Genomic DNA, 24,030 nt, shown 5'->3' with positions numbered 1-24,030 from the left:
GGTAGGTTTCGGAAGGGCCAAGGGCGATCACTTTGCAGCAGTGAAAGCAATCTCCGAGATGGATGTCTGGTTTTGTCCGGATTCGGTGCTGAGCTGCGTAATCCAAACCAGGACATACTGACCCGAGCCATCCGAAGTGACTGGAATGTCCGTCACACCGTTCTTCAGGACACCGGATCCGATTTCCTTGGTCTGATCCAGTGAAGTATTCGCAGAAGGGGCAGAACGGATTTCAACGACGGTTCCCGGCGAATCAGACGTGATCGCAACGTTCTTCAGGTTGGCGGCATCGGCAAGACTCACCATCAGGCCGACACCGTTCTTCAGTGACGGGAACGGCTGGAAGTACGAGTCCGACGACCACGCAGTGGCCGGATTGCCGTCGATGGCGTTCTTGGCCGTTGCCGGTTGATCCGGCGTGCCCTGGGGTGAGAACACCGTTACGGCCGAGGCAGCTACCGGCACGGTTGCCGCCGCCGGTGCGGGCGCGGGTGAATTGTTCTCGGGCGCAGTGGCTTCGGTGGTCAATCCGAAACTCTGCTCGCTGAGAGGGGTGTCGTTACTACCACCCGAGAGGAAGCTCGCCACCCACACCACAAGGAGAATCAGGACGATCACGGTGAAGACACCGAGCGCCGTCAGTGCCGCGAGCATCCGCGTCGACTTCTTCTTCTCGGCCTCGATGGCTTCGGGGTCGTTCAGTGCATGACCGGACGCTCCCTGTTCGCGGTGGCCGAGACGAAGTGCCGGAATCATTTCTGTCTTGTCGTTGACGACGGATGCCTGATCGAGGATGTGCTGCACGGTGGCAGCAGTGCGGATTCCGCTCTCCGACTGCAACGCTCGAACTGCCACGGCCGAGATGTCGAACGGAACCTCCGGACGGACGACTCGAGGCTCGACGATGTTGCCGTCGGCGCCGCGTCCGGCGGGAAGCAAACCACCGACAGGACCGGCGGACGGTTCGGCCAGCGGCCAGCGCGCCGTGATGAGCGAGTACAGCATGGCGCCGAGACCGCGAACGTCGCTGGTGGAATCGGCGTCGGCAAGCGTCGCCGGGAACGCCAGTACGGCGTCACCGTTGATGCTGATGCGAACGCGGTCCGGGTGATCGATGGACAGCGCGCCGCCGGTGCGGTGAGCGGCTTCGGCAGCGGCCGCGAGGGCGCGAATGGCGCGGGCAGCACCGATCGGTGACGGCGTGGTCTCGGCCATCTCCCGCAGCGAGCGACCGGGAGTCCATTCGGCGACGACGATGCCGCCCGAGCTTCCGCGGACGACGTCGAGGACGCGAGCCAGACCGGGCGAGTTGATCCGTCCCAGGCGCAGCGTGCGCGAGAGAACCGCCTGTGGTCCGGACTGGCTGTCGTCGTCGCCGCGCTGATCGGCGTCGACGAACGTCAGGGCTACTTCACGGTCGAGCTTGACGTCGAGAGCTTCCCAGAACTGCAGTCCGCGGGTTCCGCCGTGCGGCGCGAGCAGACGGTAGCGTCCGCCGGCGACTGAGGCGCCCGGGATGAGATTGGGTCCACGGGGCATCGGTCGCTGGGCCGGTCGTGATGCGGATCCGGCGGCAGGTGTGCGAGGCGCAGCGGTCGGCGGTGCCTGAGCGGCAGCCGTCTTCTGAGGTTCGGGTGCCTTCTTGTCCGGAGCAGGTGCCTTCGACACGGGTGCCGAAGGTGTCTTCGACACGGGTGCTGAAGGTGTCTTCGACACACTGACCGGAGGCACCGGCGGAGCGGCCTTCTGCACCGGCTGCTGTGGCTTCTGACCCTGCGGGCTTTGGCCCTGCTGCGGTCGCTGCACAGGCTTCTGACCCTGCTGCGGCTTCTGGCCGGCAGAGGCGGAGGAACTCGTGGATGCAGGTGTGCCCGACGATGCCGTTGACTTCTGTTCGGACGCTTTCACGGCAGAAGTCCCGGCACTATTGTTGCCGGAAACGTTGTCGTCGCTCACCCTCGCTCCTTCTCCATCGATAGCCCGTCCCCGAATACGCGCGGGTTGCGATCCTGTACGCCCATGACCAGGGTACGGGAGCGCACCCGGTCGTTCTTGCTCGTTTGATTCCGTTCTGATTGCAGGAATCAGCTCGGTGACGTCGTCGTCGGTGTTGTTACGTGTGTCCGGTTCGGCGCGACCTGTCAGTGAACGAATCTTGCGGGAGACCGCAACCGTTACCGACAGAACCTCCGGAACCTTCTTGAAGTAGAGAATCGTGAAGGTGATCGCGAGCATCAGGATGCCGCCGACGGCGACGCGAACCATCGAGCCAGGTCCGCCGAAACGCTCGGTGAGTTGATCGAATCCGAGGACTCGGTCGACCGCGAGCATGGTCAGCGAACCGGCCAGCGAGGCGAGTACGACGGACCAGACCGTCTTGCCCACGTTGGCCATCTGCAGGTTTCCGAGGCTGCGGTGCAGGAGGTATCCGCCGATGACGGCGCCAGTGATGTAGCCGAGACCGTTGGCCGCACCGAGCAGGATCACCACCTGATCGCTGTTGGAGGCGAAGACCGGAGCCAGCGCCGAGAAAGCGATCTTCACTGCAGTGATGCCGAGAACGATCCACGTCGGCGTCCAGGCCTGTTCGCGGGCGTAGAACACTCGAAGTTGGATCAGGACCAGCGCGTACGGAATCAACGTGAATGCCGACCAACTCACGGCGGTACCGAGTCGTTCGGCCTGTTCGGGCCCGAAGCGTCCGTAACCGTAGAGCGCTTCACCGACCTGCGGACCCATGAAGGTCAGGAACATGATGATCGGAACCAGCGTGATCATCGTCAGACGCGTCGCGACCGACAAATCGTCCACGACAGCCGGGGTGTCGTCGGCAGCTGCGTTGCGGCTCAGGCGCGGCATGATCGCCGTCAGTACCGTCACTCCGAGCACGCCGTACGGGAGCTGCAGGAGTAGCCAGGCCTGGCTGTAGATGGCAGGGCCGGCTTCGTCGGCGTGGGAGGAGATCTTGGTCGCGAAGATCATGCCCATCTGGCTGATCAGGACGTACAAGACGATGGCGACGGCCATGCCGCCGAACTGGCGCAGGCGATCGTCGAGACCCCACAGCGGCTTGAGCGAGATCTTCTCGCGGCGAAGCGCGGGGATCAGGCTGGCTGCCTGCACGATGACGCCGATGGTGATGCCGATGCCGAGGGTGAGCAGCTTTGCATCGCCCATCGAGACCGGATCAAGCGAGATCTCTCCCGGAGTCAGGCGGTAGACCACGAGCACCACGAGGACGACGACATTGTTGAGTACGGGAGCCCAGGCTCCGGGCTTGAAGATCTGTCTGGTGTTCAGAAACGCTGTGAACAGCGCCGACAGCCCGTAGAACAGGATCGCCGGCAGAAGCAGATACGACAGCGCGGTGGTCAGGTCGGTGCTGACCTTGCCGTCTTCGGACAGGAAGACGTATTTGGTGAGTACGGGTGCTGCCAGGGTCGCGAGCAGCGCGGCCATGCCGAGTAGAACTAGCGACGCCGTGAAGAGGCGTCGGACGAACGCTTCGCCGTGATCGGCGTCCTCCCGCTCGGCGCGAACCAACACGGGGACGACGATGGCGGTGAGCACGGCGCCCAGAACCAGTTCCGCGATCATGTTCGGGATCTGGCTGGCGACGGTGAACGAGCTGGCGATGGCCGGACCGAGGACCATCAGGATCATCAATTGCTTGGCGAATCCAGTGATGCGACTCGTCAGCGTCGCGATCGCGATGGAACCCGTTGCCGCGAGGAGTCGAGAGTTCGTCTCCTTGCGTTCCCCGACCTGGACATGGGCGTCGGTGTCGAACTCGTCCGACTTGGTGGTCTGCCGGTCCGCGAACTCCATCTCGGCTTCGCGGTACCTGGGGTAGTCGCGGATCACCGGGATGGTCATGGTGGGTGCGTCGTCGAAACGTGCGTCCGGGTTGACCGGCTGAATCGGGTAACCGCGCTCCCACGGTGGCATCCGAGGATGCGAGCGGGTCGTGGCACTCTTGCGGGTGATCGCCGAGCGGCGACCCTCCTCGGGTGGATTCCCGGTCATGAGCGTTCGTACCCTTCATCTGCTGGGTCCGGCTGACCCTTGAATCGATGCCACAGCCGTCGCCCTGCCAGGAACAGCAGCAACCCTCCCGCTGTCGCCGTCACGGCGGCCAGGGGACGACCGTACGCATTCGACCGTACGGTCACGCTGGTCGGCGTACCCAATTGGCGGCCATCTGTCGTGGTCAGCGAGAAGTTGACTTCCAGCTTGCGAGAATCGTTCATTTCCGCGGGCACAGTCAACTGTCGGCTACCTCGCGGCGGCAGCTGTTTGGGACCGATGTCACTGATCTGCATCTCGGGTGGCGCTTCCACACGCAGGTCGACGTTGATGGCGATGGGCAGCTCGTTGCGCGCCACCAGCAGGAGCGGACTCTGCCCCGACGCGAGGGTGTAGACGCCGCCCGGCGACACGACACTTACGGCCCGGTACATCCCGTCTACGGCTTCGGTGACGTTGTCGGCGCGGATGGTCGCGGCGCGCTCCGCCCGATTGACCGAGGCGGAGTCGACGTTGCGGCGATCGGCCAAAGTCATCGAGCGGAGTAGATCTTCGCGGAGCGGCGCCGTGAATCCCCGGGGGGTGAGCAACACCGCCGGATCGTCCACGAGCGAAGCTTCGAGCCCGTCGATACGCGGAAGTTGGGTGGTTGCGGTCTCGACGACGGACGTCTGCGGGCCGTCCTGGGTAGCTCGGTCCGGGTAGTCGAGCGTGGCTGCGTCCGTGGCGCCCGGTTGTCTGCCGAGCAGCGCCGGCAGGGCCTGCGGTGAGGCGAGACCGGAGCGGATGAGGGTCGCGAGCATCGAGAGCACCGCGGTGGCGTCGTTGCTGTCTGCGGTCCACAACTGCGGCGGCGCGAAGATCTGATTCCGCGGCAGCGACGTCGGCGTCAGCGCCGCCCAGGCCATCGCTCCCAGCGCGTCCTGACGCCGGGCGCTGCGCGATTCGATGTCGATGGTCGGCGCGGTGTCGTCGGGGATGTACGACGGGACCTGCGGTTCCGAGCCGGTGGCTGCCAATGCTGCGGCTGCCGAGGTGTCGAAGGCAAGTGCGTCGAGTGAGCCGGTTATCCGCGACGACAGTTGCGGGGCTGCCGAGTCGACGGAGGTGTCAGCCACCATCGCTGTGGTGGGATTCACGCTCAGCACCTCTGCGGTGGCCGAGTCGAGGACACCCGAATCGGGCCAGACGAAATCTCGCAGTGAAGTCACGCCGAGGATGTTGTCGACGATGTCTGCCGGGCGTGCGAGCGCGGTAGCCGTCAGTTCCGGATTGGCCACCGAGGTGACCGCGGCGAGATCGGCCTGCGCGAACGGAACCGCCGTCGTGCACATCGAGGACGCGAGAGTCTTCACTCGGCCGAGCCATTGGTTGGCGGCGTCGCTGCCACGGCCTTCGTGCGACGGCCCGGTGGGATCGGACGAGTTGTCGGCCACGAGGTATCCGCGAGTCATGTTCTCGACGGTGATCAGAAGATCCGGGTCGATTGCCAAGCAGAGGGCGTCGGTGACGCGGCGATCGGTGTCGCTCTCGGGCTTGGTGGCGCTCTCCACCGCATCTACCAACGCGTCCAGGCGGCCGCCGTCGGAAAGTTCGGTGGCAAGTTCGTCGTCGATCAGGCGGACGGGCTCGTTGACCGAGCCGGGGATTCCGCCGACGAGTCGGGGAGAGTCGGCCAGCGGCCACATGAGCGTGACGCCGATCGGGGCGGACGTGTCGGGGGGAACGACGGCCGTCGCCGACGAACTGGGTGTTCCGGATGTGGCGTTCGATTCGGCTGCGGCCGGCACACCGAGGACGGGGAGCAGGAAGCGTGCGTCGTCGAGCCGGGCGGCACCGCCGTACTCGGGGGTGCCGTTGACGTTGACGAGCATCGGGTACACGCCGGGTTCGGTGATGTCGAGAGACAGACCGGTGGTGCTTCGGAGCGGCAAGGTAAGAGTGAACTGTTTGGATTGTCCGGTGTCGAGGGTGGTGGCAACGGTGTCGAATTCGCCGACCGTGTCGAAAACAGCCTGATCGAAATCGAGTGCTGCGCGCACGTCCGAACTGGAGTCGATCGCGGGAGCGCGTTGCAGCCTCACTCCGACGTCCTCGACGGGACGGTCACCGACATTCTTCACCGTGCCTTTGACCACGACGTTGCGGTCACTGGTGGTCGTCACCGTGGTCGGTGCGGTGGAGTCGATGGTCAGCTGCAGAAATTTGGCATCGTTGGTGTTTCGCGCCGGGGCGCGCTCACTGGGCTGGCTGGACGGAGCGGCCCAGGAGACGGCAGTCGTTGCAGGCCCGAAACCGACAGCGGCCATCACCAGAGCGGCCACACCGGCCCGCCGCAGAGCCATTCTCATCCGGCGTCCGGTTCCTTCGGGTGCTGTTCTTGTCGTATTTCCGTTCGCGGCATTTCGGCGATCATCTGCGATGCGAGTTCGGCCAGCTTGCGCTCGTCGGCGTACGCGAGTCTCGAGTGCAGTTCCGTCAGTGGCACCCAGGCGACTTCGGTGACCTCGATGTCCTCGTCGGAGAGTTCACCGCCGAGAAAGCGGAGGAGATAGTGGTGCACGGTCTTGTGGACGCGTCGACCTTCGGTCACGAACCAGTAGTCGATGCTGCCCAGCGGTGCCAGGACAGTTCCCTGAATGCCGGTTTCTTCTTCGACCTCACGCATCGCGGTCTGCTCGGCGGTCTCACCCTGCTCGATATGGCCCTTGGGTAGCGACCAGAGCAAGCGTCCACGGCGGTCGGTACGGCCGATCAGTGCAGCGCAGAGGCGTTCCGGGGGTCCTCCCCAGCCATCGACGACCAAGCCGCCCGCAGAAGTTTCACGGACGGTTCGCATCAAAGGTTTATCGGGGTTGCCGACGGCAGGTCGACGCCGCGGGTTGCGGCGACTCCTGTTTGTTCGTTCGGCACCAGACACCTCATCGATACTAGTTGGCCTTGCTGCGTTGCCCGGTAACCCGCGCAAAGCGGTCTATCGCGTTCGTATGCGCGTTCTGCTATTTGCGCACCTTAAGTAAGCTCCTTTCACGTGACTGTCCCTACCTCCGACGCTGATCGCCGCCTACGACTGCTTGCCGACGCCACTGCAACGCTCGGCACGTTGTCCGACGTGTTGAACCCGCTCGGTGAGCGTTTTGCTGCGGCCGGTCACGAGCTGTTCCTGGTGGGTGGCAGTGTTCGCGACGCGATCCTCGGCCGCTTCAGTGGCGATCTGGACTTCACGACGGACGCGAGGCCGGAGAAGGTTCAGGCTCTGCTCAAGGGCTGGGTGGACAAGCAGTGGGACACCGGCATCGAGTTCGGGACCATCAGCGCCATCAAGCACGGCCAGGAGATCGAGATCACGACCTTCCGGGCCGACGCTTACGACCGCGTCTCCCGCAATCCGATAGTCGAGTACGGCACGACGTTGGCCGACGATCTGGTGCGCCGCGATTTCACCGTCAACGCGATGGCGATGAAGATCGGCGCGGACGGTTCCTACACTTTTGTCGATCCGCTGAACGGCATGGACGCCCTGCTGGCCGGAGAGCTCGATACGCCGTCGGCGCCGGAGAACTCGTTCAACGACGATCCGTTGCGGATGCTGCGCGCAGCCCGGTTCGTCTCGCAGCTTGGTTTCACGTTGAACAATCGTGTTTTCGAGGCCATCAAGGAGATGGCGTCGCAGATCGAGCGGATCACCGCCGAGCGCGTGCAGGTGGAGCTGAACAAACTGATGCTGGGCATGTACCCGGTGGACGGCATCAACATGATGGTCGACTCCGGGCTGGCCGCGTACGTGCTGCCCGAGGTTCCGCAGATGAAGCTCGAGATCGACGAGCATCACCAGCACAAGGACGTCTACCAGCACTCTCTCACCGTGCTCCAGCAGGCGATCGACCTCGAAGAAGGCGATCCCGACCTCGTATTGCGTTGGGCTGCACTGCTCCACGACATCGGAAAGCCGGACACCAAGCGCAACGAGCCGGGCGGCGGCGTCAGCTTCCACCACCACGAGGTGGTCGGTGCCAAGCTGGTGCGCAAGCGCATGCGGGCCTTGAAGTTCTCGAAGCAGATGGTCGACGACGTTTCGCAGCTCGTGTTCCTGCACTTGCGTTTTCACGGCTACGGCAAGGGGCAGTGGACCGATTCGGCGGTGCGGCGGTACGTCACCGACGCGGGCGAGTTGCTCCCCCGACTGCACAAGCTCGTCCGGGCCGACTGCACCACGCGCAACAAGCGCCGCGCCGCGCAGTTGCAGGCCACGTACGACGACATCGAAGAGCGGATCGCGCGCATCGCGGAGCAGGAAGACCTCGCTCGAGTGCGTCCGGATCTCGATGGCAACGCCATCATGGAACTGCTCGGCATCCCGGCCGGCCCGCAGGTGGGCAAGGCATGGACGTTCCTCAAGGAACTACGTCTGGATCGCGGGCCGCTCGAACGGGACGAGGCCGAAGCCGAACTGCTGAAGTGGTGGGCTACCCAGTAGGGCTGGTTTCTCGTTTCTTGCGGTTGATCAGTACCGCCGACAACCCCGCGGCGTAGACGCCCGCGCCGGCAAGGGCAAGGCCGACGCTCTTGCCGTCGGGCGCGATCACCGTCGACGCCGCCGCGATCGCACCGATGAACGCGACGTTGAACACGGTGTCCTGCAAGGCGAATACCTGGCCACGACGGTCGTCGTCGATGTCGATCTGCATGGCCGCGTCGCCGCTGAGTTTCACGGACTGGCCGGCGATGCCGAGCAGGAATGCGGCGATCAGCAGCGAGCCTTGCGTCAGGGTGGTCACGAAGACGAGCTGGACGAGAACCGCGCACACCAGGGCGTACGTGATCGTCCGTGAGCGGCCGATCCGCGGAATGAGGAACGGTGTGATCAAGGCCGCGATCAGCATTCCGATGGCCGTGGCACCGACGGCGACGCCGAATCCGGCCATCCCTCCAGGTAATTGGGAGCCGTTCGAGGTGTCGCGTAGGACCAGCACCATGATGAGGGTGTTTATGCCGAAGCAGATGCGGTGTGCGCCGATTCCGATCATTGCCGTGGTGACGCCGGGCGCCTCCCAGACAGCGGTTGCACCGGTGCGCAGTCCGGCTGTTACCGAACGAACGGCGCTGGCGCGGACCACCTCGTCGGCCACCGGACCAAGCGAGCGGGCCGTGAACCTGGCCGCGGCGAGGGCAGCAATCACCGACCCCAGCGCTGCGATCGCCACGGCTGCGCCCGACGCTCGATCCACGGCGCCGATCACACCGATGATCGCCACCGCAGCCGAAGCGCCCAGAGCAGCTACCACCGAACCAGCCGTTGTGAGAACGGAATTGGTTGCCACCAGCCACGATTGTCGGACGACCTTCGGCAGGGCTGCGGATACCCCTGCCCCGACGAAGCGGCTGACTCCGATGGCAGCAAGCGCACACGTCAACAGCAGAGTGTCACCGCCGCCGGCCACCAACAACACCGCGGTGGTCAGAATGAAGAGCCCGCGGAGCGCGCTCGCCCACAGGAGCACCAGGCGGCGGTCCCAACGATCCAGCAGGGCCCCGGCAAAGGGGCCGATCACCGAATAGGGAAGGAGCAGTACGGCAAAGCCGGCAGCTATCGCCACCGGATCGGTTTCGCGTTCCGGGTTGAAGAGGATTGCGCCGCCGAGCGCGGCCTGGAACATTCCGTCGCCGAACTGGCTGGAAAAGCGGACGAGCGCCAGCCTTCCGAGGCCGGGTGATTCACGCAGGGTGTGCAGTACGCGCTGCCAGGCCTCGCGGCGGTTCGAGGCTCGGTTCATAAGCGGAAACTGTAGTGGGTGGGTCAGGCGCCGATCTTGACGGTCGCCCGCTCGAGGATCGGCGCGATGTCGATTCCCCTCGGCAGCGTTCCGAACACGCTCCCCCAGTCGCTTCCGAGTCGACTCGCACAGAACGCGTCGGCCACCGCGGGGTGCCCGTAGCGGAGCAGCAGCGAGGCTTGCAGTGCGAGTGCCATGTCACCGACGATCTTTCGCGCCCGGTATTCGATGTCGCCGAAATCGCCGAATGCCGCTTCGAGATCCCGCACTGCCTGATCGAAGCGGGCGTCCACGCCGCTCGCTTCTTTCAGTTCGTCGAAGAACACCTGCAGTGTTTCGGGTTGCTTCGCCATCGCCCGGAGTGTGTCGAGCGCCGCGACGTTGCCCGACCCCTCCCACACCGAGAGCAGCGGAGCCTCGCGATAGAGGCGCGGCATCCGGGATTCCTCCACGTATCCGTTTCCGCCCAGACATTCGAGTGCCTCGGCAGCGTGGATCGGTCCGCGCTTGCAGACGAAGTACTTGCTCACGGCCAACGAAATGCGTCGTAGTGCGGTGGCGTGGGGATCGCCTGCGGTTGCGCGATCGGTCAGAGCGGCCAGCCACATCGCGACGGTAGTCGACGCCTCCGATTCCACCGCCAGATCAGCCAGAACATTGCGCATCAAAGGTTGGTCGATCAGGTTGGCGCCGAACGCACTTCGGTGATTCGCATGGTGAACTGCCTGCAGAGTGCCGACGCGCATGCCGGTGGCCGTGCCGATCGTGCAGTCCAGCCTGGTCATGTTGACCATCTCGATGATGGTGCGCACGCCCCGGCCTTCCTCGCCGACCATCCACGCGAGAGCGTCGCGGTACTCGACCTCGCTGCTCGCGTTGGAATGATTCCCCAACTTGTCCTTCAGGCGCTGTAGGTACATGTTGTTGAGCGAGCCGTCCGGCAGGATCCGCGGAAGGAAGAAGCACGACAGGCCACCCGGTGCCTGGGCGAGGACGAGGAACACGTCCGACATCGGCGCGGAGGTGAACCACTTGTGACCCGTCAGCAGGTAGCTGCCGTCGGATTGTGGTACCGCTCTTGTGGTTCCGGCACGAACGTCCGAACCGCCCTGCTTTTCCGTCATCGACATACCGGCGATCAATCCGGGCTTGGTGAGGGGAGCTTTCAGCTCTGGATCGTAGTGCCGGGCGGTCAGGAGTGGTTCGTACTGCTCTGCCAGCTCGGTGTTGTGCCGCAGCGCGGGCACCACCGCGTACGTCATCGAGATGGGGCAGCCGTGGCCGGCGTCGGTTTGACCCCACACGGCCATCTTCGCGGCTCGGACGAGGTGTGCGTGTGGGTCCGGGTCAGCCCACGGAGCACCGTGCAGTCCCAATTCGACTGCGGTGCTCATGAGTTGGTGATAGGCGGGGTCGTAGCGGACCTCGTCGATACGGTTGCCGTAGCGGTCGTGGGTTCGCAGGACGGGCGGGTGCTCCTCGGCCAGATCGCCCCACTCCTGGGCTTGCGCGCTTCCGGCGCGGACCCCGACGCGATGAACCTCTTCGAGCGCGTCCGATGCTCCCTCACGGTGCAGTGCCTCGAGGATCGGCGCGTATTCGGCTGCATCGTAATCGATCAGGGGCGGCACCTGATTGGTGACTTCATGCGTGGGTGTCATCGAAACTCCCTAACGATCGAAGGGTGAAGGCGAGGATGGCATCGATCGCAGCGGGATCCGTGGTGCCGCCGCGCAACGGAAGGATCAGGGCCTCACCGATTGCCCCGACGATGCACGCTGCCGTCAGAGTGGCGTCCTGCGGAGGTATCTCACCGGTGTCTACGGCCGAGCGGATTGCGGTGGCCAGGCAATCGCGGAACGATTCGCGAAACATGAGTCGCTGTTCGTCGACGAGTGGATCCACCGGTTCCACCAGCAGTGCATAGGCGAGAACCGGTGCACGCATGGCGCGTTCGGCGAACGTGCGAACCGACGCTGATACGGCGGAGCGATGGTTGCCTTCCAGGATTCGGGCGCTGTCTCCGGCGTCCCGAGCCGCGGATACCTCACGGCTGCAGACTGATTGGAATACTTCGGCGAACAGTTCGCCCTTGCCGTCGAAATGTCGATACAGCGTCCCGGTGCCGACGCCGGCGTTCTTGGCCACCGCGGCGATGGAACACCCCGCATAGCCGTGGGTTGCCACTGCCGTCGTGGCGGCCTCGAGCAGTCGGGCGCGTTGGGCGTCCAATCGTTCCTGTACTGCCGGAGTGCGGCGATAGGCCATGTGAAGAAGTGAACACCCGTTCCGTTCTTGCGTCAAGAGCCCCTGCCTGCAGGTTCAGGCAGCAGCGGTGCGAGCCTGTTCCGCGCGCCACCACGCGACGGTCTCCTCGGCGGCCTGATCGAGCGGTGTCGGTGAGAGTCCGAGGAGCACATCACTGGCACTCGAGTCCATGACAAACGGCTTGGTGAACTGGTAGTTCATCTCCGCGAGCTCGCGGGTGTCGGTGTTGACCTTGCCGACTGCGTCGAGCACCCAGGCGGGCAGGACGCCCACCTTGGCGGGGGATGTCCCGGCGGCTCGGGCGAAGGCTTCGGCGATCTTGCGTTGGGTGAGCGCGGGGCCGGTGGGTGCGTGGATGACGGAGTTCCAGAGTTCGGGGTTGTGTGCTGCGGCGATCATCGCTGCGGCGAGATCGGGGATGTAGGTGAAGGAGTGCGGCTGGTCTGCGGAACCGATGACACGAATCTTCTTACCTGCCATGATCTTCGGAACCATGCGCTCGCCGGCGTGGGCGGTGCGGACGCGGGGGCCGAAGAAGTCCGAGGCGACGACGCTGACGGTAGGTGTTGCCGAAGCCTCGCGAGCACGCAGCAGCGCGGTCCGCACGCCACGCTTGCCGCCGGTGGCGTTGCGTGGATCGGATTCGGTCATCAGGGTGTCGGAGTTGTAGGCGTAGAGGCTTTCGGGGAAGACCACGACGGCGCCGATGGATGCGGCCGCGTCGAGCACGACCTTCTCGGCCGCCGGGAGTTCCCGCTCCCAATCGGCTGCGTTGTAGGCGGCGTGGATGCAGTGGTAGATGGCCGTGGCGCCTTCGCTGACGGAACGCAGGGCCTCGGAATCCGAGACGTCGACGCGTCGACGTTCGATCAACGGGTGCTCCGGCCCGCTGCCGGACCTGGTCAGGAGGCGGACATTGATGCCCTGCTCGGCGAGCTGTAGCGCGACGGCGGATCCGACGGGTCCTGCTCCGGTGACGATTTCGAGGTTCGACATGGTGTGCTCCTTCTCGTTTCGGGTGAAATGAGAGCACTGCTCTCGTTTTCAAGAATGCACCCGCGCCCTAGCGCTGTCAAGAGCAGTGCTCTCTTTTGTTGATACTGCTCTCGATCATGGGGCAAGATGGACTCATGGTTGGGACTCCCCGTGAGCGGGCGCGCGAACAGACGCTGCAGGACATCACCCGGATCGGACGCGAGCATCTTGCTGCCGTCGGCGCCGCAGCTTTGTCTCTGCGGGCCGTCGCACGTGACCTGGGAGTCGTGTCCTCAGCGGTGTACCGCTACGTCGCCAGTCGCGACGAACTGCTGACCTTGCTGGTGGTGGACGGGTACACGGAACTGGGCTCGGAAGTGGACGCCGCCGTGAATGCCGTTGCAGCAGAAGATTTTCGCGGACAGTTCGTTGCTCTCGGACGTGCCGTCCGGAGTTGGGCGATTCGGGAACCGGCCCGCTACGGTCTGCTGTTCGGCAGCCCCGTCCCCGGTTACGACGCTCCGGGCGAGCAGACCACCGGCCCTGGCACCCTCGTCGTGACCCGGCTGATCGGGATCATCGACGCCGCACATCGCGCGGGTGCACTCACGGTGCGAGAGGGTCCGGACCTGAGTGACACGCTGGCAATGGACCTCGAGGGAGTGCGGAAAGAACTGGGCACCGACCTGCCGCCGGATGCCGCAGTGCGCGCAACTCTCGTCTGGGTATCCCTGTTCGGCTCGGTGAACTTCGAGGTGTTCGGGCAGTACGGAAGCGATACGTTCACCGACGCGAGCGAGATTTTCGAGCGGCATCTGGCACTACTTGCCGATGTGGCGGGTCTGACCTGAACACGCCTGTGTCTCGTTCCTCCGCACGCAGTTGTCGGTGAGATGATGTCTTTGTGGCGCACGCAGAAGAACCCGAGGATCGAATGGCCTGGATAGAACCGGAGGTTCGTCCGGGCAGTTTGTTGGTGTCGTCGACCGATCTCACGGAACCTGCATTTCGCCGCACCGTCATCTACATGATCGAGCACAACGACGCCGGGAGCTTGGGCGTCGTCGTCAATCGGCCGAGTGAGACGGCCGTGCAGAACGTGTTGCCGCAGTGGGCGCCGTTGACCGCGCATCCTTCGGCGCTGTACATCGGTGGACCAGTCAAGCGTGACTCGGCGCTTTGCCTGGGAATCGCTCGCAACGGTGCACGGATCGACGGCGTCGCCGGCCTGCGGCGGGTGGACGGCAAGGTAGTCATGGTGGATCTGGACTCGGACCCGGAGGTGATCGCTCCTCTGGTCGAAGGGATCCGCATTTTTGCCGGGTACTCGGGTTGGACTCTGGGGCAGCTGGATTCGGAGCTCGAGCGTGAAGACTGGATGGTGATCAGCTCACTGCCGTCGGATGTGCTGACGCCGCCCCGAGTCGATTTCTGGGCACGGGTGCTACGACGCCAGCCGCTGCCCGTAGCGATGCTGGCCAGTCACCCCATCGAGGTCGAACGGAACTGATCTGTCGGAGGTCGATGATATTCCTGTGTCATCGTTTTCGAGAGAGGTGGCAGTAATGATCGCTGAGCGTCAGATCCAGTGCGCGGATTGTGTTTCGGATGTCGATCACTGCCACGATTCTCTGCTGCGACATGTCGACGGATCGCTCGAATGCACCGGGGTGAACTGTGTCGACCTGGCATCGAGTCGCCATGCGTTGTCCATCGATTGTGCTGAACTGCAGCGCGGTTGTGGCTGCGTCGACGCGACCCGGGACGCGTTGCTCGCTAGCTGACGCTCACCGGATCCCGATTCGCGAAGCGTTGCGCCATGGCAGCACAGACGATCAGTTGGATCTGATGGAAGATCATCAGCGGCAACACGATCAGGCCGACGGGCTGGCCCGCGAACAGCACGGCCGCCATCGGTAGGCCCGTTGCCAAGGACTTCTTCGACCCGCAGAAGATGATGACGATCTGATCGGGAAGATCGAAGCCGAGTTTGCGCCCCGCGAAGGCAGTGACGCCGAGAACCAGCGCGAGGATCAGGCAGCACACGATTGTGAGGATCACGATCTGCCAGATCGTGACGGTGCTCCAGATCCCCTCTTTCATGCTTTCACTGAAGGCGGCGAAGACAACAAGGATGATCGATCCACGATCGACGTACTTGGTGGGTTCGGCGTACTTCTGCAGCCATCCGATCACCAGCGGGCGGATCAGCTGACCGACGATGAACGGGATCAGCAGCTGCACGACGATGTCGAGGATCGACGAGAAGTCGACGGTCGCCTGGCCGGTGGTGTTCATCAGCAGAACCACCAGCAGCGGCGTGACGAAGACGCCGATCAGGTTGGAGAACGACGCACTGACGATCGCGCCGGCGACGTTTCCCTTGGCGATCGAGGTGAACGCGATCGACGACTGAACCGTCGACGGAACGAGGCACATGTAGAGGAGGCCGGTGTAGAGGTCGTCGCTGATCAGGGTCGGCGACAGGAATCGCAGAGCTAGGCCGATCAACGGGAAGAGCACAAATGTCGCGGCAAGGACGACGGTGTGCAGTCGCCAGTGCTTGACGCCCTTCCAGGCTTCCTGCGGTGAGAGCCGTGCGCCGTAGAGCAGGAACAGGAAGCCGATGGCGATCTTGGTGGCCCAGTTCAGAATGCTCTCCGCGGTACCCGATACCGGGAACACACTTCCGAGCACGCCGGCGATGATGATGCCGAGGATGAACCCGTCGATGTAGAACCTACTGAGAAACTTCACCTGGCTAAGGATAACGGCGTGCGTCGACGGGCTCTCGAGCCCCACGAAGGTTGAAGCCCATCACGGCCAGGCACAGCAGCGTCCCGACGATCGACAGCTCGATGATGGCCGTCTGCATTCCTTGGATGGTGATGGCGATACCCGCGATGATCGACGGGATCGCGAGTCCCGCGTAGCTGACGGTGAAGAACGCGGCCAGAACTCCGCCGTGGCTCTCGCGTGCGTGGGTCCGGGCGGCGGCGTTGACGCGCTTCATGCCGCCGGCAAACGCCAGACCGTGCCCGGCGCCGACCACGACGGTGATGGCGCCCAGCAGCGCGAGGCTGGGTACGAGATCGACCACGGGCAACCCGATCATTCCGAGGGCGAGGATTCCCAGGCCGACGGTGACGGACGCCCTCGGGTCCATGCGGCTTCCGCCGAGTTGCGCGATCACCGAGCAGATCATGACCAGTGCGGCTGCCCCACCGCCGAGCAGAAGGTTGTCGATGTTCAGCAGGCTGGTCATCCACGACGGGACCACCGACTGGAAGAGCCCGACTGCGCCCCACGACAGCGCGACGGCGAGCGAGCTGAGCCAGAACGTCTCTCGAATGGTGGCGGGAACATGCGGCATCTGGAAGAACCGCTTCGGGCGTGTGACGTCCCCGATCCGCGGCAGCAGCAGCAACACGATCAGTGCCGGGATGAACGCGACAAGGAAGATCAGATACGGCAACCGCAGTGGCTGCGGAAGGTACTGGGCGATCGCACCGGACACGAGTGGTCCGAGTGCACCGCCCAGCGCACCCGTCACCGTCGAGACGAGCGCTGCCCGCCGGTGATCGAACGTCGGTTCCTGCTCCACCAGTGCGGCACTACCCGCCGCACTGGCCGCGCCAACCGCGATGCCCTGAGCGACGCGTCCGACGAACAACCACACCGTCGCGTCGGCGAATGCCAGGACGAGCGTGCCGACGACGCTCAGTGCGAGCGCAGCCAGAAGCACGGTGCGTCGACCGAGGGCGTCGGACAGCGGTCCGAAGAAGAGCAACGCCGGAACGAGGCCGGCGACGTAGACGCCGTAGATGAGCGTCTGGACGGTGGGCGTGAACCCGAACTCGGTCCGGTACAGCCCGTAGACGGAGGTGGGCATGTTCGCGCCCAGAAGGATCACGGTGAGGGCATAGCCCACGCCGTAGAAGTGTCGGTTGGTGCGGCGTGTGCGTTGTTCGGTAGCGACAGCGGTGGCGGACGTGGGAAGCCCCTCCTGAAGACTGAGTTCGAAAATACGTGGGTCGTCCTACGTATCGTAGGTGAGTGGAATGATCGCCGCGAATGCTGTGAGGATGAGTAGATGACCGTTGTTCGCAAGGAGTCCGCGTACGAGCAATCCCTCGACTGGATGCGCGCGCAGATCTCCGACGGCGCCTGGACCGTCGGCAACCGGGTTCCGACCGAGCCGGAGTTGATGAGTGTTCTCGGCGTCGGCCGGAACACCGTGCGCGAAGCGATCAAGACACTGACGTCGACGGGAGTCCTCGAGATCCGTCGCGGATCAGGGACCTTCGTGCGTGCTCGGACCGACATCGGCGGCCTGCTCGGCAAACACGCGTCCGTCGACGAGATGAAATACGTCTTCGAAGTGCGTCGTGCGCTCGAGATGGAAGCAGTCCGCTTGGCGTGTGAGCGTCGCAGCGCCGACGATGTTCGGACACTTCGTGAGCTGGCCGCCAAGCGTGACGTCCCAGCGGAGAACTTCGTCGACGTGGATCTCGCATTTCACATTGCCGTCGTCGATGCCGCTCACAATCCGGTTCTGAAAGATCTGTTTGCTGGGATCCTCGAAACCGTTCGCGCCACCTACGAGGTGACCGAAGGGGTGCATCCGCCGTCGCTGACGTCCTCGCATCACCGGGGAGTCGCCGAAGCAATTGCCGAACGAGATGTCAGCAAAGCCAGGGCGGCGGCGTGTGGGTACCTGGAAAAGACTCAGGAAGCGATCGGCTCAGGCTCGGCGGTTACCGAGTCCGGGCGTCGGCCACTCGGTTGAGGGACCCGGCGATGTCTTCGGCCTTCGGTGTCGTGATCGTGAGCCGGTCGCCACCAGCGAAGGTGACAACCACCGCCGGCCCGGTGCGGGTGACGACGCCGTAGTTGCGACGACCCTTGGTCTTGAGTCCCCAGCCGCCGAAGTCCGCGAACGGTTTGATCTCCGCGACGTCGGCTTCGACAACTTCGTCGATGCCGTAGGTCATCGCAGCCATCCCCATGTTGATCACCCGAATTTCCCGTTCGTCGACGATCACCCGGAAGCGAACCAGGCTGACGACGAGCAGTCCGAGTGCACCGAAGATGAACAGCGGCCAGAGTGACCGCATCGACAACGCCATGACGACTCCGGGTGCCAGAGTGATCGCAGTGAGGATCGCCGAGCCTTTGGTGCTGAATCCGACGTCGTCGGAGATGGGTAGGGGGCAGCTGCTTCGAGGCAACCCGGCCGATGGTTTGGTCGCGGCAAGCGTGCGGCCGCGGTAGTCGCGCAGGAATGAGGCACCGATCCAACCCAGCACCGCGCCGACGACAAAGCCGACACCGAGAGACCACAGCGGGAGTGACGTCGTAGTCGGATCGGTGACATCGAGTTGGGTGTAGAGCAGAGCGAAGTTCACTGTCGTGATGAGCCCGACCAGGCTCAGTCCGACAACCAACATGAATCGACGCATCATCAACATCGCGGGAGCAAGAGCGGCAATTGCGCTGAGACCGCCACCGAAGAGCAGCGTCAGAAGTGCGATGGTCCACGCGTTGGAAGACGGGGTGGAGAAGCCGTCCGGCGAGGTAGTGGTCCAGTGAGTCGCGATCTGCTCCGGGAGGCGAGGCTCCCACATTTTTGTCAGGACGAAGCCGAAGACCGCACACAACAGCGGAACGACTAGCCCGAATACGACCCCGGCCGGGTCGACCACGCGATGTTTCACGTGAATCAATGAGCCGGCTGGCAAGCATCCTTGAGCGCGCAGGCACCGCAGGAAGCGGTGCCGCAAGCGGCAGCGTTCGCCTTGGCCTCGGGGGTCTCCGCCACCGGCTCGTCTGCGGCAGGCTCGGAGTGTCCGCCGCAGTTGCAGTCGTTACCGCATCCGCTCTGCTGTGGGAGTGCGGCGGCAGCGCGGGCACCGATGCCTCCACCGAAACCGGCCGTGAGAACGGCGACGACGACGGCGATGATCGCGACCGCGACGCCGAAGACTCCGCCGATGGTCAATGCTGCGACTCCGCCGATGACCAACATTCCGGCGGCCGCGAGCATGGTCGGACCGGCCACCTTGTTGGCGAGGGCGAACGACTCCTCGCTCCGCAGGGAATCTTCGGTGCGGACACCGGCCCAGCGGTTGCGCGGGAGTTTGCCGATCAGTCCGGCGACAGCAACTCCACCGACGGCGACAGCGAGCACGAATAGCACCACAGCGACAACGATCACCCATACAGGATAGGCGCGAGTGGAGTTGATGGTATGCCAGGGTCGCGCAGGCTCTACCCTGGTTATCGGTATTTCCGTCAGCCAAGTAGATAGCGACCACAGTGACCGAGTCTCCGCAGTCCCCCGATTCACCAGCCGACGCAACTCCGCAGCACCGCTACACCGCGGAGCTCGCCGGCCAGATCGAGCAGCACTGGCAGGACCGCTGGAGTGAGGAAGGCACGTTCAACGCGCCCAATCCGGTCGGTCCGCTCTCCTCGCCCGACGGTGTTCCTGCCGACAAGCTCTTCGTTCAGGACATGTTCCCGTACCCCTCGGGTTCGGGCCTGCACGTCGGTCACCCACTCGGATACATCGCCACGGACGTCTTCGCGCGCTTCCATCGCATGCAGGGCCGCAATGTCCTGCACACCCTCGGCTACGACGCCTTCGGGCTCCCGGCCGAGCAGTACGCCGTGCAGACGGGCACCCACCCGCGGACCACCACCGAGTCCAACATCGCCAACATGAAGCGCCAGCTGCGACGCCTGGGTCTGGGACACGACGAGCGTCGTAGCCTCGCGACCACCGACGTCGACTTCTACCACTGGACGCAGTGGATCTTCCTGCAGATCCACGGCGCCTGGTACGACAAGGCCGCCGGTAAGGCCCGTCGTATCTCCGAGCTGGAAGCCGAGTTCGATTCCGGTGAGCGCGCTCTGGAAGACGGACGCGAGTGGACATCGCTGACAGTGGCCGAAAAGGCCAAGGTTCTGGATTCGTACCGCCTTGTCTACCAGTCGGATTCGATGGTCAACTGGTGCCCCGGTTTGGGGACCGTGCTGGCCAACGAGGAAGTTACCGCCGACGGTCGTAGTGACCGCGGAAACTTCCCGGTCTTCCGCAAGCACCTCCAGCAGTGGATGATGCGCATCACCGCGTACTCCGATCGCCTGGTCGACGACCTGGAGTACCTGGATTGGCCGGACAAGGTCAAGGCCATGCAGCGCAACTGGATCGGACGCTCCTACGGCGCCGAAGTTACCTTTGCCGCAGGCCAGTACGGCGTCGATGTGTTCACGACGCGCCCTGACACGCTATTCGGCGCCACCTATGTGACGCTGGCTCCTGAGCACGACTTGGTGGACAAGCTCGTCGCGGACGAGTGGCCCGAAGGTGTCGACGCACGCTGGACCGGCGGTGCCACGACGCCGGCGGAAGCTGTTGCTGCATACCGTAAGTCGATTGCCGCCAAGACCGACCTGGAGCGTCAGGAAAACAAGGAGAAGACGGGCGTCTTCCTCGGTTCCTACGCCGTCAATCCGGTCAACGGCCACAAGGTCCCGATCTTCATCGCCGACTACGTGCTGACCGGCTACGGCACCGGCGCGATCATGGCAGTTCCGGGACACGATCACCGTGACTGGGAGTTCGCGAACGCGTTCGGTCTGGAGATTCTCGAAGTTATTGCCGGTGGCAATGTTTCGGAGGCGCCGTATTCGGGCGACGGCGCGCTGGTGAACTCCGACTACCTCGACGGTCTGGACGTGGCCGAGGCCAAGGCGACCGTCATCAGCCGCCTCGAGGAGAGCGGGCAGGGCAAGGGCACCATCCAGTACAAGCTGCGCGACTGGCTCTTCGCGCGTCAGCGTTACTGGGGTGAGCCTTTCCCGATCGTCTACGACGCGGACGGCAACGCGCACGCCCTGCCGGATTCGGCTCTGCCCGTGGTGCTTCCGGAGGTCGAGGACTACGCACCCGTGTCCTTCGATCCGGACGACGCCAACTCCGAGCCCTCTCCCCCGCTGAACAAGGCGACCGACTGGGTCAACGTCGAGCTCGATCTCGGCGACGGACTGCAGACCTACCACCGCGACACCAATGTCATGCCGCAGTGGGCGGGCAGCTCGTGGTACCAGCTGCGTTACATCGACCCCACCAACCAGGACGCCTTCTGCGACCCGCAGAACGAGGCGTACTGGACGGGTCCCCGTCCGGAACTGCACGGCCCCAACGATCCCGGTGGAGTCGACCTGTACGTCGGCGGCGTCGAGCATGCGGTGCTGCATCTGCTGTACTCGCGCTTCTGGCACAAGGTCCTGTTCGACCTGGGCTACGTGTCCTCGAGCGAGCCGTACCGCCGCCTCTACAACCAGGGCTACATCCAGGCATTCGCGTACACCGATGCCCGCGGCGTCTACGTGCCCGCAGAAGACGTCGTCGAGCGTGACGGCAAGTTCTTCTACGAGGGCGCCGAGGTCAACCGCGAGTACGGCAAGATGGGCAAGAGCCTGAAGAATGCCGTTGCGCCGGACGAGATCTGCGCCGAGTTCGGTGCAGACACCCTGCGTGTGTACGAGATGTCGATGGGTCCGCTGGACACCTCGCGTCCGTGGGCGACCAAGGATGTCGTCGGTGCTGCGCGATTCCTGCAGCGCGTGTGGCGCGTCGTCATCGACGAGGAAACCGGCAAGCCCCGTGTCACCGACGAAGCACCCGGTGAGGAGACGCTGCGTGCGCTCAACAAGGCGATTTCCGGTGTCATCGAGGATTACACGGCGCTGCGCGACAACACGGCCGCTGCGAAGCTGATCGAGTACAACAACCACCTCACCAAGGCCTTCCCGGGTGGCGCGCCCCGTGCTGCCGTCGAACCTTTGGTGCTGATGCTCGCTCCCCTGGCGCCGCACCTCGCGGAGGAGCTGTGGTCGCGTCTGGGACACACGGAATCTCTTGCGCACGGCCCCTTCCCCGCTGTCGAGGAGAAGTGGCTTGTCGAGGACACCGTCGAGTACCCGATCCAGGTCAACGGCAAGGTTCGTAGCCGCATCAGCGTGCCGGCGGATGCCGATCGCAAGGCTGTCGAGGAGATCGCCCTGGCCGACGAGAAGATCGTCGCGCTGCTCGAGGGCAACGCACCACGCAAGGTGATCGTTGTGCCGGGCAAGATGGTGAACATAGTTCTCTAAGGCCTTCGGCCTCTGTGCGCCGTTTTGGTAGTTACCGCTACCGAAACGGCGCACAGTCGTATCTGGGGCTGCATCTGGGGCGACAATCAGACCTTGTCCTGATTGTCCCGCTCCGCGGAACATTCTGTAGCGCGTGTTCGACGCGAGGGCTGTGATGCAGGTAACACGTTGCCGAGAACGGTAGCTGTCGTTCCACTGCACTTCCCCGCAAGGCCCCGGCCGACGGTATTCGGCAGGGGGTCAATCGAATTCGCAGATGTCCCGAAAGGATTCTCCAGCCATGGCGTCTCATGTCCACAGCGACGGTTCGTCTCCCAGTCTGCCCGAATCGACGTCGATGCCGGAGCGGTGGACTCCGCGACTGGTGTTCTCGCTGGCGTCGATCGTTCTACTTCTCGAAATGCTCGCGGTGAGCTACATGATGATTTCCACTGCGCTGCCCGCCATCTCGGTGCATTATCAAACGACGCAGGGAGCCTGGCTGCTCACGTCGTTCCTGCTGCTCGGCGCGGTAGCGTCTCCACTGCTCGGCAAGCTCGCCGATATGTACGGCAAACGAAAAGTCCTGCTCCTGGCGGTCGCCGGCGCGGCGGTCGGATCCTTCATTTCGGCGGTTGCGCCCAGTTATGCCGTCCTGATTCTGGGCCGGTCGCTGACGGGCCTACTAGTCCCCTGCCTGTTCTTGAGCTACTCCCTCATCCGCGACGTGTTTCCGCCGAAAACCGTTGCTCTGGCGGTCAGTATCGCGACCTCCGGCATGGGCCTGATCGCTATTCCGGCGCCGTTCCTCACCGGTTGGTTGATCGACAACCACGGGTTCCGGAGCATCTTCTGGTTCTTCGTCATCGGTTTGGTTCTGCTCGGTGGAATGATTTTCGCTTCGACGGCGGAATCAGCTGTGCGACTGCGCTCTTCGCTGGATCTGATCGGTGCGGTACTGCTCGGATCGGGCATCGCCGGAATTCTGATCGGCGTCAGCTTCGGGCCGACCTGGGGCTGGAAGAACGGCTCGACACTGGCCTATCTGATCGGCGGCGTCGCACTGCTGGTGGCGTGGGTTGCCTCTGCCCGGGCCATCCGTGAACCCTTGATCGACCTGCGCTACTTCGGCAAGCGTTCGGTGATGCTCACCGCCGTCGGAGCCGGGTTCTGCTACGGCGCGTCGGGAGTCTTCACGATTCTGCTGCCGATGATGGTGATGACCCCCGCAGTTCTCGGCCTGGGATACGGATTCGGTGTCACGGCAGAAGGATTCGCGATCTTCCAGGCGCCGCTGGGTGGCATGGTGGTGGTCGGTGGTTTGATCGTGGGCTTCCTCGTGGGCCGCAACATCCGGCCGCGCTTGCTGATGATCATCGGAATGATCCTCATGGCAGTCGGATTCACCTTGACGGCTACCATTCACGACAACAAGCCGCTGCTCATCATCTTTGCCGGAATATTCGGCGTCGGTATGGGTATGGGCTACGCCTCCATCCCGAACCTGCTCATCGAAGCAGTGCCGCCGCAGTTGCAGGCAACCACGGCGAGCATGGTTGCGGTCTTCCAGAGCATCTTCCCCGCGGTGCTTCCTGTCATCGCTTTCACGGTCTTGAACTCGCACATCGCGATGGCGATGGAGGGTGCTGTGTTCTACACCGACGAGGGCATGCGCATCGCGTTCCTGATCGGTGCTGCTGCAGCGGTTCTCGGCGCGATCGCAGCTGTGTTCCTGCCGCGAAATATCGTCCAGATCGGTGCGGAGGACGGCGCGGCGCAGGAGACGTCCCTCCTTCCGGCTCACTGATCATGCGATGACCTGCGGCTACGAGCCAACGCCCGT

The 24,030-nt window shown here is 64.1% G+C and carries 18 protein-coding genes; 6 read left to right on the top strand and 12 right to left on the bottom strand.

The window, feature by feature from the left end; genetic code table 11:
• Positions 1-27: 27 nt before the first annotated feature.
• From I7X09_RS12940 to I7X09_RS12930, 3 genes are read right to left on the bottom strand one after another with little or no spacing between them, the layout of a single operon-like run.
• Complete coding sequence (locus I7X09_RS12940) at positions 28-4,026, bottom strand: lipid II flippase MurJ (RefSeq protein ID WP_200317161.1); 3,999 nt, start codon at positions 4,024-4,026, stop codon at positions 28-30.
• Positions 4,023-6,377 (bottom strand): DUF6049 family protein, encoded by a 2,355-nt coding sequence (locus tag I7X09_RS12935; protein ID WP_095973480.1) that lies wholly within the window; start codon positions 6,375-6,377, stop codon positions 4,023-4,025. Before I7X09_RS12935 ends, I7X09_RS12940 begins: the two co-directional genes overlap by 4 nt.
• Positions 6,374-6,946 (bottom strand): NUDIX hydrolase, encoded by a 573-nt coding sequence (locus I7X09_RS12930; RefSeq protein WP_166810406.1) that lies wholly within the window; start codon positions 6,944-6,946, stop codon positions 6,374-6,376. Before I7X09_RS12930 ends, I7X09_RS12935 begins: the two co-directional genes overlap by 4 nt.
• 111 nt (positions 6,947-7,057) lie before the next feature.
• On the opposite strand from I7X09_RS12930, the gene I7X09_RS12925 reads away from it, so the two are divergent.
• Positions 7,058-8,503 carry a CCA tRNA nucleotidyltransferase gene (locus I7X09_RS12925; RefSeq protein ID WP_095973478.1) on the top strand — a complete coding sequence of 482 codons (1,446 nt, stop codon included), beginning with the start codon at positions 7,058-7,060 and terminating at the stop codon, positions 8,501-8,503.
• On the opposite strand, the gene I7X09_RS12920 is transcribed toward I7X09_RS12925, so the two are convergent.
• The 4 genes from I7X09_RS12920 to I7X09_RS12905 are packed head-to-tail and all read right to left on the bottom strand — an operon-like array spanning position 8,493 to position 13,064.
• Positions 8,493-9,800: an MFS transporter gene (locus I7X09_RS12920; protein WP_200317159.1), complete on the bottom strand. Its 1,308-nt coding sequence runs from the start codon at positions 9,798-9,800 to the stop codon at positions 8,493-8,495. The two genes, I7X09_RS12925 and I7X09_RS12920, sit on opposite strands and share 11 nt — an antisense overlap.
• A gap of 23 nt (positions 9,801-9,823) precedes the next feature.
• Positions 9,824-11,461, bottom strand: coding sequence for an acyl-CoA dehydrogenase family protein (locus tag I7X09_RS12915; protein WP_200317157.1), 1,638 nt, complete (start codon positions 11,459-11,461; stop codon positions 9,824-9,826).
• Positions 11,445-12,068 (bottom strand): TetR/AcrR family transcriptional regulator, encoded by a 624-nt coding sequence (locus I7X09_RS12910; protein ID WP_095973475.1) that lies wholly within the window; start codon positions 12,066-12,068, stop codon positions 11,445-11,447. The genes I7X09_RS12915 and I7X09_RS12910 overlap by 17 nt, the downstream gene beginning before the upstream one ends.
• A 54-nt stretch (positions 12,069-12,122) precedes the next feature.
• Positions 12,123-13,064 (bottom strand): NAD-dependent epimerase/dehydratase family protein, encoded by a 942-nt coding sequence (locus tag I7X09_RS12905; protein WP_200317155.1) that lies wholly within the window; start codon positions 13,062-13,064, stop codon positions 12,123-12,125.
• Between the two features lie 134 nt (positions 13,065-13,198).
• On the opposite strand from I7X09_RS12905, the gene I7X09_RS12900 reads away from it, so the two are divergent.
• Entirely contained in the window at positions 13,199-13,894 is a 696-nt protein-coding gene (locus I7X09_RS12900) for a TetR/AcrR family transcriptional regulator (protein ID WP_166810412.1), read from the top strand.
• Positions 13,895-13,947: 53 nt separating this feature from the next.
• Complete coding sequence (locus tag I7X09_RS12895) at positions 13,948-14,553, top strand: YqgE/AlgH family protein (RefSeq protein WP_200317153.1); 606 nt, start codon at positions 13,948-13,950, stop codon at positions 14,551-14,553.
• Positions 14,554-14,581: 28 nt separating this feature from the next.
• Here the strand turns inward: I7X09_RS12895 and I7X09_RS12890 are convergent, their stop codons facing one another.
• From I7X09_RS12890 to I7X09_RS12880, 3 genes are all read right to left on the bottom strand, one after another.
• A complete protein-coding gene (locus tag I7X09_RS12890) occupies positions 14,582-14,746 on the bottom strand; it encodes a hypothetical protein (RefSeq protein WP_172436805.1) in 165 nt (54 codons plus the stop codon).
• Between the two features lie 73 nt (positions 14,747-14,819).
• The gene (locus I7X09_RS12885; RefSeq protein ID WP_095973468.1) at positions 14,820-15,800 is read right to left on the bottom strand and encodes a bile acid:sodium symporter family protein; all 981 of its coding nucleotides are present in this window, start codon (positions 15,798-15,800) and stop codon (positions 14,820-14,822) included.
• Between the two features lie 4 nt (positions 15,801-15,804).
• Positions 15,805-16,974 carry an MFS transporter gene (locus I7X09_RS12880; RefSeq protein ID WP_200317152.1) on the bottom strand — a complete coding sequence of 390 codons (1,170 nt, stop codon included), beginning with the start codon at positions 16,972-16,974 and terminating at the stop codon, positions 15,805-15,807.
• A 162-nt stretch (positions 16,975-17,136) separates the two neighbouring features.
• Between I7X09_RS12880 and I7X09_RS12875 the strand changes: the two genes are divergently transcribed.
• Positions 17,137-17,832: a FadR/GntR family transcriptional regulator gene (locus I7X09_RS12875; protein WP_095973466.1), complete on the top strand. Its 696-nt coding sequence runs from the start codon at positions 17,137-17,139 to the stop codon at positions 17,830-17,832.
• Here the strand turns inward: I7X09_RS12875 and I7X09_RS12870 are convergent.
• Positions 17,801-18,760 (bottom strand): DUF1648 domain-containing protein, encoded by a 960-nt coding sequence (locus I7X09_RS12870; RefSeq protein WP_234036906.1) that lies wholly within the window; start codon positions 18,758-18,760, stop codon positions 17,801-17,803. The genes I7X09_RS12875 and I7X09_RS12870 overlap by 32 nt on opposite strands.
• A gap of 5 nt (positions 18,761-18,765) precedes the next feature.
• Positions 18,766-19,260 (bottom strand): SdpI family protein, encoded by a 495-nt coding sequence (locus I7X09_RS12865; RefSeq protein ID WP_030537477.1) that lies wholly within the window; start codon positions 19,258-19,260, stop codon positions 18,766-18,768.
• Between the two features lie 101 nt (positions 19,261-19,361).
• On the opposite strand from I7X09_RS12865, the gene leuS reads away from it, so the two are divergent.
• Together leuS and I7X09_RS12855 are read left to right on the top strand one after the other, a co-directional pair.
• Positions 19,362-22,208: a leucine--tRNA ligase gene (gene leuS, locus I7X09_RS12860; protein ID WP_200317151.1), complete on the top strand. Its 2,847-nt coding sequence runs from the start codon at positions 19,362-19,364 to the stop codon at positions 22,206-22,208.
• A gap of 337 nt (positions 22,209-22,545) precedes the next feature.
• Positions 22,546-23,994, top strand: a complete 1,449-nt coding sequence (locus I7X09_RS12855) for an MFS transporter (RefSeq protein WP_200317816.1) — start codon at positions 22,546-22,548, stop codon at positions 23,992-23,994.
• Positions 23,995-24,030: the final 36 nt, after the last annotated feature.

The organism is Rhodococcus sp. P-2 (assembly GCF_016598535.1).
GTDB lineage: Bacteria > Actinomycetota > Actinomycetes > Mycobacteriales > Mycobacteriaceae > Rhodococcus_F > Rhodococcus_F baikonurensis.
This window is presented reverse-complemented; position numbering and strand designations above follow the sequence as displayed.